The following is a 15117-nucleotide window of genomic DNA, read 5'->3' as shown; positions in this document are numbered from 1 at the left end:
ATTCACAACCCGTAAACTCATAACCCGGCTTCCAGACGCTTTACGACCCGCTCCATCTGCATGAAACGCGATCCTTTGATCAGCAGGGTGACATCCGGCCCTGGCAACGTTTCTATATCTGCCAGCAAGTCCTCCATTTTTCTGAAATGGCGAGCTCCAATGCCGAACTTTTCCGCCGCGTACGCACTCAAATCTCCTAAAGCCATGAGTTCGTCTATCCCCGCAATTCTTGCTTCGTCACCGATCTGTTCATGAAACTCTCTTCCTTTGTCGCCCAGTTCTCCCATGTCCCCCAGCACCAGGACTTTTTTACCTTCCGCCCTTGCAAGTACCGCCAGAGCCGCCCGTACCGAGTCGGGGTTGGCGTTGTAACAATCATCGATCAGCGTTGCGCCGCGCACACCGCATTTCCTTTGCATTCTTCCTTTCACTCCACCAAATATGCTCAATCCCGATGCGATCGTCTTCGGAGGCACACCGACGGCTACGGCCGCAGCCGCGGCAGCCAGCGCATTTCGCACGTTATGTTCGCCCGGTACCTGCAGAGTCGCCTCCTCGACCCCTTGAGGTAAAATCAGTGTTATTTGCGCGCCGGAAAAAGCCAGTTTGTAGCCTGCACTCACTTTTGCCTTACTCTTCAGACCAAAATCGATTATCTGCCTGTTACCCGCAAGTTCACGCCACAATCTATTATGGGGGTCATCTGCATTGATAACCGCTATTCCCTGCTGGTCGAGTCCTTCGAAGATCTCGCCCTTTGCGCGAGCTACTGCTTCAACTGACCCAAGTCCCTGAATGTGCGCATCGCCAGCATTGGTGATGAGCGCCACCGAAGGCTTTGCAAGGCGGGAAAGGTATGAGATTTCGCCCGGATGGTTCATGCCCATCTCTATGACGGCATAGTGATGCCACTCACGCAATCGCAAAAGTGTGAGGGGCATGCCTATATCGTTGTTGAGATTGCCTTGGGTTGCCAGCACTGCATCCGGAGCATCTGTCCGCATCCCCTCCGGCGCCTGCTCCGCAGCGCGCCTTAAAATGGAGGCAATCATCTCCTTTACGGTCGTCTTGCCATTACTTCCCGTTACTGCAACCAAGGGTATGGTAAAGCGCGCGCGCCAGTATGCCGCCAGTTGTCCTAATGCCAGCCGTGTATTCTGCACCTGTATCAGGGGAATCCCGTATTCCTGATCCCCGGTCAGTCTGTCCTGCTGCACCAAGGCCGCCATTGCACCCCTGTCCCGTGCCTGGACGATAAAATCGTGACCATCGAAGTTGGGGCCGACCAAAGCAACAAACAGATCACCCCGCGCAAGTGCGCGGCTATCCGTGCTCACCCCCGTGAAATCGATCTCGCCCGCAACCGGTCGATCATGCTGCTCCCCGGCCAAAGTTGCGGACAGAACCTGGGCCGCCTCCTGCAAACTCATCATATCTGCGCCTGCGCTTTCTCCGTCATCAATGCTCTTCTCGCGACCTCTGCATCGCTGAAAGGAAACTTTTTACCCCCTGCCTCCTGCCAGGTTTCGTGCCCCTTACCCGCGATCAATATGACATCGCCCTTATGCGCGCCCTGTATCGCGCGATGAATCGCACCGGCCCGATCCTTCTCGATGCGATGATTGGCGGCAGCTCCAACGGCGATGTCACGAATAATGGAATCCGGATCCTCGCTTCGAGGATTGTCACTGGTGATGATGGCTTCATCAGCCAATCGGGTCGCCACTTCCCCCATCAGGGGACGCTTGCCTTGATCGCGCTCGCCCCCGCAACCGAATACGCAGACAAGCCTGCCTGATCCCGTCTCCGACTTCCCGGCAGGGAAACCGCCGTCCACCGCTTCCCGCAGCGTGGTCAATACCTTTTCCATAGCGTCCGGAGTATGAGCGTAATCCACAACGATGAGGGGTTCATCTCCCTCCCCACCTATCTGCTGCATGCGCCCTGCTACAGGCTGGATTTTCTGCAAGGCTCGGACCGCTTCTGGGAAAGCAATACCGCTTGCAAGCAGGGTAGCGAGCACCCCTAATAAGTTGGAAGCGTTGAAGCTGCCCAGCACTTGCGTTTTAAATTTCAGACATTCCCCTTCAAATTCAATGTCGAATTCCAATCCCGCCATGCTTGCCCGGAGATTGCGACCCCATACCCTCCTGAAGGAGCCAGGATTGGGGTGCGCGCTTGCTGTATCAGTAAACCCATAGCCGATCATGCCGATTCCAGTTCCTTCCAGATCGTGCAGAAGCTGCATGCCAAATACGTCGTCGAGGTTCAGCACGGCATACTTGAGCCCGCTCCAGTGAAACAACCGCGCTTTGGCAGCTGCATACACTTCCATGGTACCGTGATAATCGAGGTGATCGCGCGAAAGATTGGTAAGCATGGCAACTGCAAACGTTGCGCCGTTTATCCGTCCTTGCACAATCCCATGCGACGAGACTTCCATTGCCACGCATTCCGCGCCCCGCCGCAAAAAATTAGCTATTTTAGCTTGCAATAACACGGAATCGGGGGTGGTATTTGCAGAAAATTCCATTTCTTCGGGAAAACCGGCTCCCAGCGTGCCGATAACTGCGGCTTTACGATCCAGTGCCGCCATCGCCTGCACAATCCAGTGGCTGCAGGACGTTTTGCCGTTCGTTCCCGTCACTCCGATGAGCCATAGCTTTTGTGAGGGATGATCATACAAATAGTCTGCGATGAACCCCGCCTCGGATTTCAAATCCGAGACTGGCAGGTTAGGTGTTTTCCATTCCGGGTCCCACGCAAAGCCATCGCGTTCCCACACTACTGCGCGGGCACCCCGCTCTATCGCTTGCGGAATGAATTTACGTCCATCCGTTTTTTCTCCGCGATAGGCCAGAAAAGTATCTCCCGGCTTCACGGTGCGGCTGTCAACCGCAAGATGCTCCATCCTGACACCAAGCCGGTCAAGCGCAGGGAAATCAAAATCGGCTCCCGAGCGGCCGGGACATTCCGATATCTTCCTGTCCGACCTGGAACTCATACATCACCCTTGTTGCCCTTGGGTGGGGCAGCTGTCAGAGACGTCATATTGCCCCCCGGGGCATCGTGCGGCACGTTCTGCATATGCAGGATACCGTGCATCACCCGGCTGAAAACCGGTGCCGCCACCGTACCTCCGTAATATTGTCCAGCTGATGGCTCGTCCAGCATCACTGCAATGACATATCTTGGATTCGAAACGGGCGCATAACCGACAAAGGTCGAAAGATAGCGGTTTTTTGCATAGCCTCTGCCTTCCAGCTTATGCGCGGTGCCAGTCTTCCCCGCCACCCGATATCCGCTGACCTGGGCCTGTGGAGCGGTACCCCCTGGTTGCGCCACCATCTCGAGCATACGGCTCACGGCCAGCGCTGTGTCGCGTGAAATCGCGCGCTTGCTGACGGGAGGCGAGTCGAGCTTCAGCAGCGATACCGGTTTTATTTCACCTTCCGCGGCAAAAATCATATAAGCACGAGCAAGCTGCATCAGGCTCACTGCAATGCCGTGACCATACGACATGGTCGCCTGCTCAATGGGACGCCAGGTTTTATAAGGCCGCAACTTGCCGCTCACCTCGCCCGGAAAACCGGAGCCAGGCAGCTCTCCGAATCCTGCTCCATTCAGCATTTCCCACAGTGTCTGCGGTGGAAGCGAGAGCGCGATCTTTGCTGAACCCACATTGCTGGACTTCTGGATCACCTGCGTGACAGTCAAGGCCTCTGTCCTGTGCGCATCGCGTATGGTCGCCTTACCTATGGTGAATGAGCCCGGCGCGGTTTGAAATACAGTGTCCGGGGTGATTCTCCCTGCTTCCAGCGCTGCCGCTACCGTGAACGGCTTGAGCGTGGAACCTGGCTCGAACATATCGGTGACAGCCCTGTTACGCGACTGCGCACTATTCCTGTTGGACCGGTTGTTCGGGTTGTAGGTCGGGAGATTCACCAGGGCCAGGACTTCGCCTGTCTTCACATCGAGCGCCACCAGGCCGCCGGCCTTGGCCTTGTGGGTTTCCACTGCCTGCTTCAATTCACGGTAGGCGAGGTACTGTATTTTACTATCTATCGACAGCGCCATGTTCTGCCCCGGCTTCGGCGCCCGGATGCTTTCGACGTCCTCGATGATATGGCCTTTGCGGTCCTTGATGACTCGGCGGCTTCCCGGCTTGCCGGCAAGTTCATCCTGCCAGGCCAGCTCGATACCCTCCTGCCCCTTGTCGTCCAGATCGGTGAACCCGAGGACGTGCGAAGTCAGGTCTCCCGCAGGGTAGTAGCGCCGATACTCGCGTTTGAGAAATATGCCGGGGATTTTCAGTTCGACGACGCCGGCTGCCACGGCTGGCGACAAATGCCGCTTCAGGTATACGAAATCGCGTCGGGATGTTGCCCGGGAACCTTGGGAGACTCCTGCCAGCCCATCCAGGCGTTTGTGAAGCTCGCCCGCATTCATATCGATCAGATCCGCGAGCCTGCTTAACTGCTCGGGGGTGGCAACCACATCCTGCGGGCTCAGCCATACGGATTCCACGGGGGTGCTTATCGCCAGGGGCTTGCCGTACCGATCGGTGATCATTCCCCTGTTTGCGTTCATTTCGAGCACGCGGCCATAACGCGATTCGCCCTTCTGCTGCAAAAACCCGTTGTGCATTCCCTGCAGATAAGCAGCGCGTCCTGCCAGCCCAGCGAATCCAAGCAACAATAAACCCACCAGGAGGCGTGAGCGCTTCACAGGCAGGATAACAGGCGGCTTTTGATTGGCTTTCATGATTTCGATGCTTCCTTGGAGTCGGTCGAATCGACAGGTTCCCCCACGGGCTGACTCAGGGGTATGGTCTGGATACGCTTGGGGTCCGGCAAGCGCATCTGCAGCTGCCCCGTGGCAATTTTTTCAATACGGGCATGCGTCGCCCAGGTGCTTTGCTCAAGCTGCAACTGCCCCCATTCCTCCGCCAGTTGCCTCGCCAGTTGCTGCTCCTTTTCCAGTTCCACAAACAGCTTGCGCGCCTTGTGCTGTGAAGTCACAACACTCAGCGCGCAAGCGATGAGAATTAAGGTCAACAAAATATTTATTCTGATCACACCAACCTCTCATCAACCAAAAACGCGCAACGAGATTCCGCTAAGTGGTGTTTATCCGCTCCGCCACGCGCATTACCGCGCTGCGGGCGCGAGGATTGCATTCGACCTCCGCCACGCCGGGCCGTACCACCTTCCCAACCATCTGCAGATTTGCCCTGCTGAAACGCCGCACCTCGTCGGCACGCAGCGGCAAGTGCTTCGGCAGTTTGTCGGGATTTGCTCCTTCACGTATGAAACGCTTCACTATTCTATCTTCCAGCGAGTGAAAACTGATGACGACCAACCGGCCACCCGTCTTCAGCATCTCGACACACTGCGGTAAGGCAAGCGACAGCCTTTCAAGCTCCTGATTGAGGTAAATCCGGATGGCCTGAAAGGTACGCGTCGCCGGATTCTGTTTTGGCTCACGCGCGCGCGCGGGTATGGCCGCTGCCACGATCGCGGCAAGTTGACCGGTAGTGACGAGAGGTTGTCGCGCTCTAGCCTTAACAATCGCTCTTGCAATCTGCTTAGCAAACCGCTCTTCGCCATATTCTTTTATCACCTCTTCCAACTGGACTTCCGACGCCGAAGCCAACCACTGAGCTGCTGTCTGCCCCTCTGTTGTATCCATGCGCATATCGAGCGGTCCCTCCATGCTGAAACTGAAGCCGCGGGTGGCATCCTCGAGTTGCGGTGACGACACGCCCAGATCCAGTAATACCCCATCGATCTGATCGATATTCAACTGCCGCAGCACCTCCTGCAACCTGGAATAACTGCTGTGAACCATGCAGAAGCGTTCGTCTCCAAAACTCCGTCCAACCGCACAAGCGGCCGGATCCCTATCGAACGCGATCAATCTTCCGTTCTTCCCCAGGCGCTCCAGTATCAGCCGGCTGTGTCCGCCCCGACCAAATGTTCCATCCACATATATCCCATCCGGCTTGAGTGCCAGCGCTTCCACCGCCTCCTGTAGCAGAACAGTGGTGTGCTTCCCTGCCTCAGCCACAAATTACAGTGAAAAACCTTCGAGTTCTTCGGGAATGCCGTCTCTGAACGCGAGCGCGCTCTCCATCTGCAAATTCCATTTCTCGCTATCCCACAGCTCGAATTTCGCACCTTGTCCCACCAGAACCACCTCTTTGTTCAAACCTGCAAATGCCCGCAGAGAGGGAGGCACAAGAATGCGACCGGCGCCATCCATCTCCACATCGCAGGCATTGCCAACGAGAAGTCGCTGCAAACTGCGGGTTTGCGGATTAAAGCTGGAAAGACTGTTGAGCTTTTGCTCTATGGGCTCCCATACGGGCTGAGGATAAATCAACAAACACTTGGATGGGTCGGCAGTGACAATCAAATGACCGGCGCAAAGGGATATGAGCGTCTCCCGGTATCTTGCAGGCACGGCGAGTCTACCCTTGTTATCCAGACTGACAGGTGTCCCACCGCGAAACATTGCTCCCCTTCTTTACTCTACGGAAGAAAACCGCAGAAAATCGTCTCCCACTTCTACCCACTTTTACCCACTGTAGTTAAAAAAAAAGCCAAAGTCAAGGAAGAGAATGAGGGATTATAAAAGGTAGGGAAGTATGGAAATTCCCGGCCTCGACTGTAGGAAAAGATAAATATGCCGGTTACAAGCGGCCAATGGGAGAGGTCTGCATTCGGCCCGGTAACGCCTTCGCAACAACTTTTATACACACTTGCTTTTGTTGCGTGGCCGTCTATAAACGTATTGTCTGTCCCGCGTCCACACCTGCTTGGAGGAATGATGAACATACCAAAGATACCAGGCTTTACCGCCGAACGTTCGGTTTACAGGACAAGAGCGAATTATCGGACAACGGCGAGTCCCGGAGTCAGGCGCTCGCATAAAATAGATGCTGTAAGACCGCAAGCCTGCGACCTTGACTGTATCGATGAATGCCAGCAGGGTTGCGAGGGCCTTACGGGCAGAGAGCATGCTCAGTGCATCCGGCTCTGCCGGGTGGAATGCGGCTGCCTCTCACAGCCCCCGGTGTGCGGAAATTGCGAGTGCAACCCCTCCAGCGGGTGGTCGCAGCGTTGCTGCCGCCCTGATGGCACAGCTTGCTCCCGGCGGCCGTGCACTCCACCGGGAGAGGGTTGCACGGTACGTGATGATCGTACCTGTCTTCCCTGGCCGTTTGACTCCATCTGCTGGGGGAGCTGCGAGCGAACCTGCTGCCATTGGTCGGGTTGCGATCAATTGCTGTGCGGAGTATCGGAGTGCTGACCGTGCGCTGCAGAACTTGAATTACGTTTATCTGCGCGAGGCCGATATGACTCCGGGGACGCCTGCTATTAGCCCGAGAACGCGCCGCAATTGATCCACGTTGCCAATCTTGATCACGAATTGCATGGTCGCGTTCAGGTCGCGGCTATGAGCGCGGGTAGCGACGACATCAATTTTTTCGCGCGATAGAACACCGGAAATGTCGCTCAGCAATCCCTGACGATCCTGCGCCCGAATGTCCACCTCCACGACGTAACTCGCATCTTTGGATAAATCCCATTGCGTACTGACGAGGCGCGCCACCCCTTCTCCTGACAACCGAGACACATTGGCGCAATTCGCCCTGTGGATGGTGATTCCCCGCCCACGGGTGACAAAACCAATGATGGGATCAGGGGGTACAGGCTTGCAGCACTTTGCCAGTACGGTGAGCAACTTGTCGACCCCGACGACGAGTACGTCCCCCTGCGGTTCCGAGGTGAGGATCTGCTTTTTGATGACTGGCGTTTCGGGGGCGGGTAGACCGGATTCCGTCTCCCCCGTCAAGAATGCCGATAGCTGGCGTGCATTGATATCACCCCTTGCAACGGCTGCAAGAAAGGAATCCAGTCTGGCAAATTTGAACTCCACTGCCAGCTTATCCAGGCTCATCGCAGTCATGCCATGGCGCTGCAGTTCCTTTTCCACCAAAGCCCGGGCTTGTGTGAGGGAAGCAGTACGCATTTCACTGCTGAACCATTGCCTGACTTTCGCCCGGGCGCGCTGGCTCCTGATATAACCCAATGCAGGGTTGAGCCAGTCGCGGCTGGGCCCCCCCTGCTTGATCGAAATGATCTCCACCCTTTGCGCATTTTGCAGCGGGTAATCGAGGGGCACCATGATCCCATCCACCTTAGCGCCGCGGCAACGGTGCCCCAGGTCGCTATGCACATGGTATGCAAAATCCACGGGAGTGGCTCCCTTGGGCAGTGCGATCACCTTCCCTTGCGGCGTCAGCACATAGACCGAATCTTCGAACAGGGCGACCTTGAAATGCTCAGCCAGTTCTCCCGCGTCCTCGACATCATTCTTCCACTCCAGTATCTGCCTTAACCAGGCGATCTTTTCCTCATACCGCGCGTCCCGCTTTGCACCTTCCTTGTAGCGCCAATGCGCAGCGACACCCATCTCCGAATGACGGTGCATCTCATGGGTCCGGATCTGCACCTCGACCACTTTGTCTTCCGGACCGATTACCGCAGTATGCAGCGACCGGTAGTCATTGCCTTTCGGCTTGGCAATATAGTCGTCGAACTCCTTGGGAATCGGCATCCAAAGGTTGTGCACCAACCCTAATACCGCGTAGCAATCTCTGACTTCATCCACGAGAATACGAACGGCCCGGGTATCCTGGATTTCCTTGAAATCCACACCCTTGCGTTTCATTTTTCTGTAAATGCTGTAAATGTGCTTGGGACGTCCTGTGATTTGAGCCTTGATTCCGGCCTGATCCAGTTCGTTTTGCAACCTGTCAACCACCAGCGCGATATATTGTTCCCTGCTGCGGCGGGTCTCCTCCAGCAACGTGGCGATTTTTTTATAGCGTTCGGGTTCGGTGATCCGAAACGATAGATCCTCCAGCTCCCACTTCACTTGCCACAACCCCAGGCGATTGGCGAGAGGCGCGAAAATGTTCAGGGTGGCCTCGGCGGCCTCCCATCTTCCGGCAACATTGCTGGCAGCGATGTAGCGCATCGTCTGCAACTGGTCGGCCAAAGCGATGATCACCACCCGGATGTCTTCCGCCATTGCAAGCAACATCTTCCTCAATGCTTCAATCTGCGCGCTGCCATTCCCGATATTGTCCGCGCTGGTTGCTGATCGCAGCACCTGGATTCGGCCGACGCGCCTCACACCTTCCACGAGATGAGCGACGGTTGGACCAAAAGCGGTTGCCAATTCTTCTTCATACCCCTCCAGATACTCCGGAACTGCATGAAGCACCCCTGCTGCCAGTGTATCGCTGTCCACCCGCAATCCGGCGAGAATCGCCGCGACTCCCTCTACATGCAAAGAGAGCAATTCACCGTTAGGCAGGCTTTTATCCCTATAGAGGGGTTCGCAAAAAGCCTGCGCCTCCCGGAGCAGGTCGATTTCTGCCGGGGAGAAGATTGAACCCGGGGATTGGAGCCGGAAAGGTTCGTCCCCTTTTCCGAGAATGAGGGAGGAAGCGCTCATAGAGCGGGTGGAGTGAGTATTGGAGCGGCCTTTTTCAATTGAGCCCCCATGTCACTCATGTCCTTTCATAATTGCTTTATTTCCGGTTAAAACGTTGCTGAATCGTGCCAATAACGCATCCGCCGCACGCGCCATCGCTCCACGGCAAGGTCATTACCGCCAAAGCGCAGCAATATGGCACCATCGGTATCGCTACGCAACAATCTGCTTCCCACCGATCGATACCGCTCCGCGACTTCCTCTTTTGGATGCCCAAAACGGTTGCGATAACCTACGGTAAATACTACCCACCGCGGATTCACCCTGCGCACGAACTCCTCGGTGGAAGAAGTTTTGCTTCCATGATGAGGAGCGATCAATACCGTTGAGGAAAGCGCCTCCCCATAACGCTTGAGCAATTGATATTCGGATTTTTTCTCGATATCCGCCGGCAGAAGCACGCTTCCGTGCCATGTGGTAATTTTCAACACGCAACTCAAGGCGTTGCTCTTGAGGCGAAGATTATTGTAGCTCTCTTCCATCGGATGAAGCATGTCGAAGCGAACGCCATCCCATTCCCACGACTGTCCGGCCCTACACCGGTGACTGTTGAAAGCACTCTGTTGTATGGGGTGACCGTCGCGCAACGATGAGACGAGCCCGCCCACGGGTACTGCTTGCAGCACGGATAGCGCTCCGCCGCTGTGATCCGAGTCGGCATGCGTCACGATCATTGCATCGAGATGCCTTATCCCTTCCCCCCGCAGAAAAGGAACGACGGTTCGACTACCGCTATCGGCTTCGGACGTGAAGGCAGGACCTGTATCGTAGAGTAGCGTATGCTTTTCCGTGCGCGCCAACACCGCCAGTCCCTGACCGACATCCAGCACGGTCAGCCAAAGTTCTCCCTGCTCCGGCTTTGGGAGAGGCAACAGGAACATCGGCAGTAGCGCGACGAGGCCGAGCCAGCGAGCAGGAAAGCCGGAACCGATGCCGAGCCGCCAGCCCCACCTTCCGGGCAACAGCGTCCAGAAAATACCCGCCGTTCCCACGACTACTGTCCAGAAAGGAGGTGCTTGCTGACTCCAGACTGCCTGAGGCGCATTGCTCAGCCATTCCATCACAATCATACAACTGTCCAGCGCCGCATGCGCCGGTATCAACAGAAAATCGAGGGGCGGCAGGGTCGCCAACAGGGTTAGCGGCACCACGACAAGACTCACCAGTGGAATCGCCACCGCGTTGGCGATTGGGGAAACCAGCGATATTTGCTGAAACATCGCCAATAAAAGAGGTATCAGGCCCAGGGTTATGGCCGACTGCACCGTTGTCCAGCTACTCAGCCAGTGCGGCCTGCCAACGCGGCCGACAGATACCAGCATGATGACCGCGATGGCACCAAAGGATAACCAGAAGCCGGGTGAAAGCACTGCCCACGGATCGAGAACCACGACTGCAAGCAATGCCCAGACCAGGACTGTGGTCATGGCAATGGAACGATCGAGCCATAGGGTAACGGCGACCGCGGCGAGCATGTAGAGCGTGCGTTGTGCCGGAATCGCAAAACCGGCCAGCAGCGTATAACCGAGCGCTGCCACCAGTCCGGCTATGACTGCGGCTTTCCTGGCTGGCAACCGCAGCGTCAAATGATAGCTTCTGCGCCATAGCCAGTATGCTATCGTAAACACAAGCCCCGACAGCATGGTGATATGAAGGCCGGATATACTGACGAGATGGTTTATACCGGTCCGCGTGAATACCTGCCACTGCTCGTGCGGAATCGCCCGTTGATCCCCCACTGCCAGCGCAACCAGGGTACCGGCATAAGCTCGGCCGGGCAGCGCGACAAGGAAATGGTCACGGATATCCTGGCGCAGACGCTCGACATGATAAGCGGGACGCCCCACCACTTTCTCCAGGCGTATATTTTCGTCATCCTTGCGCACATAGCCTGTGGCTCGAACGTTGCGCTCCAGCGCCCACTGCTCGAAGTCGGAAGTATGCGGATTGGCGGTTCCATGGGGACGCTTGAGGCGTGCAGTAAGCCGCCAGCGTTCCCCAACATTCAGAGAAGGTGTTGAAGGCCTTGGCGTAAAGCCGCTCCCGCGCTCGTTATACCAGGAAAGAGAAAGGCGGGCGGGCACGATTGCGCCTTCCGTCAACACCTGCTCCACATCGAGAGTAAAGCGGACACTGTTCCTGCCGCTTTGCGGCAACTCCGCAACTACGCCAATTACCTGGATATCTCTCCCTTCCCACTCGGGCGAAAGCGCGTCGCTCAAGCGCCATTGCGCAAAAGCAGCCGCCCAGAAAAAACCCGCTCCCAGGAAAAGGCAAACCCAAAGCATCTTGCCGATGCGAGCAAAAACAGGGGCGCGGCAGCGAAGCAGCAGAATTCCGCACGTCATGCCGGGGAAAAGAGCCCACGCACCTGCAAGCGCTGGCAGCACCGGTTGCTGTTGCAGCAGCACCACTCCGGCAACAAATGCCAGAATACAAAGTCGCATCAGGGATTTCCTGCCATCAGTAGAGCATACAGGCGGCTCCGGTAGCCGGGATAAAAATCGTTGGAGAAATCGAAGAAAACAGACAAGGGAGGTGACAGCGTCGCGTCCACAAATGCCTTTCTCATCGTATGCAGAATTTCATATGCCCATAGCTTCGGCTGACCAAGTGGTGTATGTTTGCATAAGGACCCTTCCGCTCGGCGGACCGGAGGATTTTCGAGCTCCTTAGCTCCTGTCCCTGTATATATTTCATGTCACCCTGTGTCTCGAAAATTTTTCAAAAAATACCTGCCTTCCCATGAAACCATCCGGCGCAACCGGTTTGTTGCCCTTTTCGGAGAGCGACTGCAACATCACAATCTCTGGCATCTGCACCGGAGGTCGGTCGCTGGCGGCTTTGCCGTCGGATTGTTCACCGGCCTCATCCCCGGTAGCAATCCCGTGCAATTCTTTTTTGCCGCGTTATTCGCCGTTGCCTTCAAGGTCAATCTTCCCGTAGCAGTCATAACGACGCTTTATTCCAATCCCTTTACCATCCTGCCGATTTATGTGGTTGCCTACGAAATCGGCGCTTTTTTAACGGGAGGCACGTCGAACGGCATGCCCGAGGTGGGATTGCACCTGATGGATAAAAGTATCAGTGAGTGGGGACCTGCCCTGATCGACTGGGTCGTATCACTCGGCAAGCCTTTGCTGGTCGGAATGTTGCTGCTGGCTCTATTACTTTCTTCAACGGGCTATTTTGCTGTGCGCGCCGGGTGGCGTTTGTTCGCGATTTATGAATGGCGCAAGCGTGCAAGGCGGCGCAGACAGAAGAATGAGCAGAATATGAGTGGAATGGATGGAGATAGCGGATAGAACAAAGTCGTTACCGCCATTCAACCGATACCGGGATGAAGCCTGATAGAGGCTCATGGACCCTCCTGGAAGCTGCTGGATAGGAGCAGACCCCAAACCCGGTGCCGGCGCCTCAGACGGTCAGGATGCCATCCTCCAGATGCAGGGTTCGGCCGGCCTTTCTGGCGAGATCGGGATCATGTGTGACAATGACAAGGCTCGCGCCGGCATCATGATTGAGCTCGAGCATCAGATCGAACACTTCTCCCGCGGTTCGCCGGTCGAGATTGCCCGTAGGTTCATCCGCAAGCACGCACGCTGGACGGGTCACCAGTGCACGCGCCACGGCAGCCCGCTGCCGCTCGCCTCCCGAAAGCTCGCCAGGGGTGTGCGTCAGCCGATGTCCCAGACCAACCTGCTGCAGGACTCCGCGGGCGCTTTCGTAGGCTTTGGTCTTGGGCGTACGACGGATCAGAAGCGGCATAGCCACGTTTTCCAATGCGGTAAACTCGGGCAGCAGATGATGAAACTGATAAACGAAACCGAGTGACCTGTTACGCAACTCGCATCTCTCTGCTTCACCCATGCCAGCAATTTCCTGTCCCAGGATGCGAATTTCGCCCCCGGTAGGCACATCGAGGCCCCCGAGCAGGTGCAGTAACGTGCTCTTTCCCGAGCCTGATGCGCCGACGATAGCGACGGTATCTCCCTTTCCCACCTTCAGGTCTATTCCCATCAGGACCGGCACCTCGATCTGGCCTTGATAATAGCTCTTCCGCAGGCTGCGGCAGGAAATGATATTGTCACTCATACCGCAGCGCCTCGGCCGGATTGATCTTTGAAGCGCGATAGCTCGGGTAGAGTGTTGCCAGCAGCGTCAACACGAAGGAAACGATGGCGACGGAGATCACGTCATCGAACTGGAGGTCGGATGGGATTTCGCTGATGACGTAGACTTCGCTGGACAGGAACTGCACGCTGAACAATCGCTCTATCATTGCAATGACCGCCTCCACATTGTAGGCAAGCAACACGCCCCCGATTACGCCCAATGCGGTACCGACCACCCCGATCCAGGTCCCCTGCACGATAAAGATTTTCATGATGCTGCGCGGACTCGCACCCAGCGTGCGCAATATCGCGATATCTGATTGCTTGTCCGTCACGGCCATCACCAGCGTGGAGACGATATTGAACGCCGCCACTGCGATGATCAGTGCAAGAATGAGAGACAGCATGCGTTTCTCGATCTGTATGGCGCGAAAATAATTGGCGTGCTGGCGAGTCCAGTCGCTGATATAGACGTCGCTTGAAATCAGCGGCACAAGCTCACGCGCGACTTGCGGCGCCTTGAAAAGATCATGCAACTTGAGGCGCACGCCTGATACCTGGTTTTCCATGCGATACAGCTTTTGTGCATCTGCCAGATGGATGAGTACGAGGCCGGAGTCGTATTCGAAATGGCCCGCTTCGAATATACCGGTAATCGTGAACTGTTTGAGGCGCGGAATGATTCCCGCAGGCGTCACTTGTCCCTGTGGCGAGATCAATACGATCCTGTCACCCGTAAAAACCCCCAGCGAGCGTGCCAGCTCGCGGCCGATGACCATGCCGAACTCTCCCGGCCCCAGGTTTTCCAGTCTGCCGTCTATCATCATCCGTCCGAGATCCGCCACATGATCTTCCATCCCGGGCAGGATGCCTCGCACGGCCACACCGCTCACGGCCTGATCGAACGACACCATCCCCTGGGCGCCGATGTAGGGTGCAGCGGCCTCCACCTCCGGATGCCTCCGCGCTTCTTCCGCAACTTTCCGCCAATCCGTCAGCGTGCCGTCCACCCCGCTCACCTGGATATGGGACGCGACACCGAGGATGCGCGAGCGGACTTCTTTCTGAAATCCGTTCATAACCGACATAACGGTAATGAGCGCTGTCATCCCAAGCGTAATACCGAGCAAGGAAATGAGGGAAATGAACGAGATGAAGTGATTGCGGCGCTTGGCGCGGGTGTAACGCAAACCGATGAAGAGTTCGTACGAGGACACGGATCGATATAGCATGATTACGACGTAACTGCGAAGTGTGCCACATTCTGCTCAGGGTTAACAGGAGAGCTTGAGTGTTGTGGTCAGAGACTGCATGTGAGCGGCCTCTACATGCCATAGTTGTGATAAGCACAACCTCGGCTGACCGAAAAAATTATCTCATTTTTTCAATCAAGCGTTCATAAGGCGTTTTTCCGCCCAAGCTTCCGTGAGGC

At 56.2% G+C, this 15117-nt stretch carries 13 protein-coding genes; 2 read left to right on the top strand and 11 right to left on the bottom strand.

What is annotated here, in order from left to right:
• Positions 1–17: 17 nt before the first annotated feature.
• Genes BMY01_RS13790 through mraZ form a run of 6 tightly spaced genes read right to left on the bottom strand, consistent with a single transcriptional unit; the run spans position 18 to position 6516 of the window.
• A complete protein-coding gene (locus BMY01_RS13790) occupies positions 18–1433 on the bottom strand; it encodes a UDP-N-acetylmuramoyl-tripeptide--D-alanyl-D-alanine ligase (protein WP_074748589.1) in 1416 nt (471 codons plus the stop codon).
• Positions 1430–3004 (bottom strand): UDP-N-acetylmuramoyl-L-alanyl-D-glutamate--2,6-diaminopimelate ligase, encoded by a 1575-nt coding sequence (locus BMY01_RS13785; RefSeq protein WP_074748587.1) that lies wholly within the window; start codon positions 3002–3004, stop codon positions 1430–1432. Before BMY01_RS13785 ends, BMY01_RS13790 begins: the two co-directional genes overlap by 4 nt.
• The gene (locus BMY01_RS13780) at positions 3001–4764 is read right to left on the bottom strand and encodes a peptidoglycan D,D-transpeptidase FtsI family protein (RefSeq protein ID WP_074748584.1); all 1764 of its coding nucleotides are present in this window, start codon (positions 4762–4764) and stop codon (positions 3001–3003) included. The genes BMY01_RS13785 and BMY01_RS13780 overlap by 4 nt, the downstream gene beginning before the upstream one ends.
• Positions 4761–5078, bottom strand: a complete 318-nt coding sequence (ftsL, locus tag BMY01_RS13775) for a cell division protein FtsL (protein ID WP_074748582.1) — start codon at positions 5076–5078, stop codon at positions 4761–4763. Before ftsL ends, BMY01_RS13780 begins: the two co-directional genes overlap by 4 nt.
• Before the next feature lie 40 nt (positions 5079–5118).
• Positions 5119–6069, bottom strand: coding sequence for a 16S rRNA (cytosine(1402)-N(4))-methyltransferase RsmH (rsmH, locus tag BMY01_RS13770; protein ID WP_074748580.1), 951 nt, complete (start codon positions 6067–6069; stop codon positions 5119–5121).
• Between the two features lie 3 nt (positions 6070–6072).
• The gene (gene mraZ, locus BMY01_RS13765) at positions 6073–6516 is read right to left on the bottom strand and encodes a division/cell wall cluster transcriptional repressor MraZ (RefSeq protein WP_074706155.1); all 444 of its coding nucleotides are present in this window, start codon (positions 6514–6516) and stop codon (positions 6073–6075) included.
• A 505-nt stretch (positions 6517–7021) separates the two neighbouring features.
• On the opposite strand from mraZ, the gene BMY01_RS17525 reads away from it, so the two are divergent.
• Positions 7022–7408, top strand: a complete 387-nt coding sequence (locus BMY01_RS17525) for a hypothetical protein (RefSeq protein ID WP_139176924.1) — start codon at positions 7022–7024, stop codon at positions 7406–7408.
• Here the strand turns inward: BMY01_RS17525 and BMY01_RS13760 are convergent.
• The 3 genes from BMY01_RS13760 to BMY01_RS18650 all read right to left on the bottom strand — a co-directional run bounded on the left by BMY01_RS13760 (position 7342) and on the right by BMY01_RS18650 (position 12142).
• On the bottom strand, positions 7342–9531 hold the full coding sequence (locus tag BMY01_RS13760) for a RelA/SpoT family protein (protein ID WP_074748578.1): 2190 nt from the start codon (positions 9529–9531) through the stop codon (positions 7342–7344). The genes BMY01_RS17525 and BMY01_RS13760 overlap by 67 nt on opposite strands.
• An 86-nt stretch (positions 9532–9617) precedes the next feature.
• The gene (locus BMY01_RS13755; protein WP_074748576.1) at positions 9618–12017 is read right to left on the bottom strand and encodes a DNA internalization-related competence protein ComEC/Rec2; all 2400 of its coding nucleotides are present in this window, start codon (positions 12015–12017) and stop codon (positions 9618–9620) included.
• On the bottom strand, positions 12017–12142 hold the full coding sequence (locus BMY01_RS18650) for a hypothetical protein (protein WP_302848433.1): 126 nt from the start codon (positions 12140–12142) through the stop codon (positions 12017–12019). The genes BMY01_RS13755 and BMY01_RS18650 overlap by 1 nt, the downstream gene beginning before the upstream one ends.
• A 136-nt stretch (positions 12143–12278) precedes the next feature.
• On the opposite strand from BMY01_RS18650, the gene BMY01_RS13750 reads away from it, so the two are divergent.
• Positions 12279–12875 carry a DUF2062 domain-containing protein gene (locus tag BMY01_RS13750; RefSeq protein WP_074748574.1) on the top strand — a complete coding sequence of 199 codons (597 nt, stop codon included), beginning with the start codon at positions 12279–12281 and terminating at the stop codon, positions 12873–12875.
• A gap of 112 nt (positions 12876–12987) precedes the next feature.
• Here BMY01_RS13750 and lolD read toward each other — a convergent pair whose 3' ends face one another.
• Both lolD and BMY01_RS13740 read right to left on the bottom strand, forming a co-directional pair.
• Positions 12988–13665 (bottom strand): lipoprotein-releasing ABC transporter ATP-binding protein LolD, encoded by a 678-nt coding sequence (lolD, locus tag BMY01_RS13745; protein ID WP_074748571.1) that lies wholly within the window; start codon positions 13663–13665, stop codon positions 12988–12990.
• Positions 13658–14902, bottom strand: coding sequence for a lipoprotein-releasing ABC transporter permease subunit (locus BMY01_RS13740; RefSeq protein ID WP_074748666.1), 1245 nt, complete (start codon positions 14900–14902; stop codon positions 13658–13660). Before BMY01_RS13740 ends, lolD begins: the two co-directional genes overlap by 8 nt.
• Positions 14903–15117 lie beyond the last annotated feature (215 nt).

Source organism: Nitrosospira multiformis, from assembly GCF_900110185.1.
In the GTDB taxonomy this organism is placed as follows: Bacteria; Pseudomonadota; Gammaproteobacteria; order Burkholderiales; family Nitrosomonadaceae; genus Nitrosospira; species Nitrosospira multiformis_A.
The sequence above is the reverse complement of the archived record's forward strand: the minus strand, read 5'-3'. Positions and strand labels throughout refer to the sequence as shown.

Excerpts from the sequence above, each read along its gene's own strand:
- BMY01_RS13755 (WP_074748576.1), bottom strand. The coding sequence starts at position 12,017 with ATGCGACTTTGTATTCTGGCATTTGTTGCCGGAGTGGTGCTGCTGCAA.
- mraZ (WP_074706155.1), bottom strand. The coding sequence starts at position 6,516 with ATGTTTCGCGGTGGGACACCTGTCAGTCTGGATAACAAGGGTAGACTC.
- BMY01_RS13760 (WP_074748578.1), bottom strand. The coding sequence starts at position 9,531 with ATGAGCGCTTCCTCCCTCATTCTCGGAAAAGGGGACGAACCTTTCCGG.
- BMY01_RS13785 (WP_074748587.1), bottom strand. The coding sequence starts at position 3,004 with ATGAGTTCCAGGTCGGACAGGAAGATATCGGAATGTCCCGGCCGCTCG.
- BMY01_RS17525 (WP_139176924.1), top strand. The coding sequence starts at position 7,022 with ATGCTCAGTGCATCCGGCTCTGCCGGGTGGAATGCGGCTGCCTCTCAC.
- BMY01_RS18650 (WP_302848433.1), bottom strand. The coding sequence starts at position 12,142 with ATGAGAAAGGCATTTGTGGACGCGACGCTGTCACCTCCCTTGTCTGTT.
- BMY01_RS13790 (WP_074748589.1), bottom strand. The coding sequence starts at position 1,433 with ATGATGAGTTTGCAGGAGGCGGCCCAGGTTCTGTCCGCAACTTTGGCC.
- lolD (WP_074748571.1), bottom strand. The coding sequence starts at position 13,665 with ATGAGTGACAATATCATTTCCTGCCGCAGCCTGCGGAAGAGCTATTAT.
- BMY01_RS13780 (WP_074748584.1), bottom strand. The coding sequence starts at position 4,764 with ATGAAAGCCAATCAAAAGCCGCCTGTTATCCTGCCTGTGAAGCGCTCA.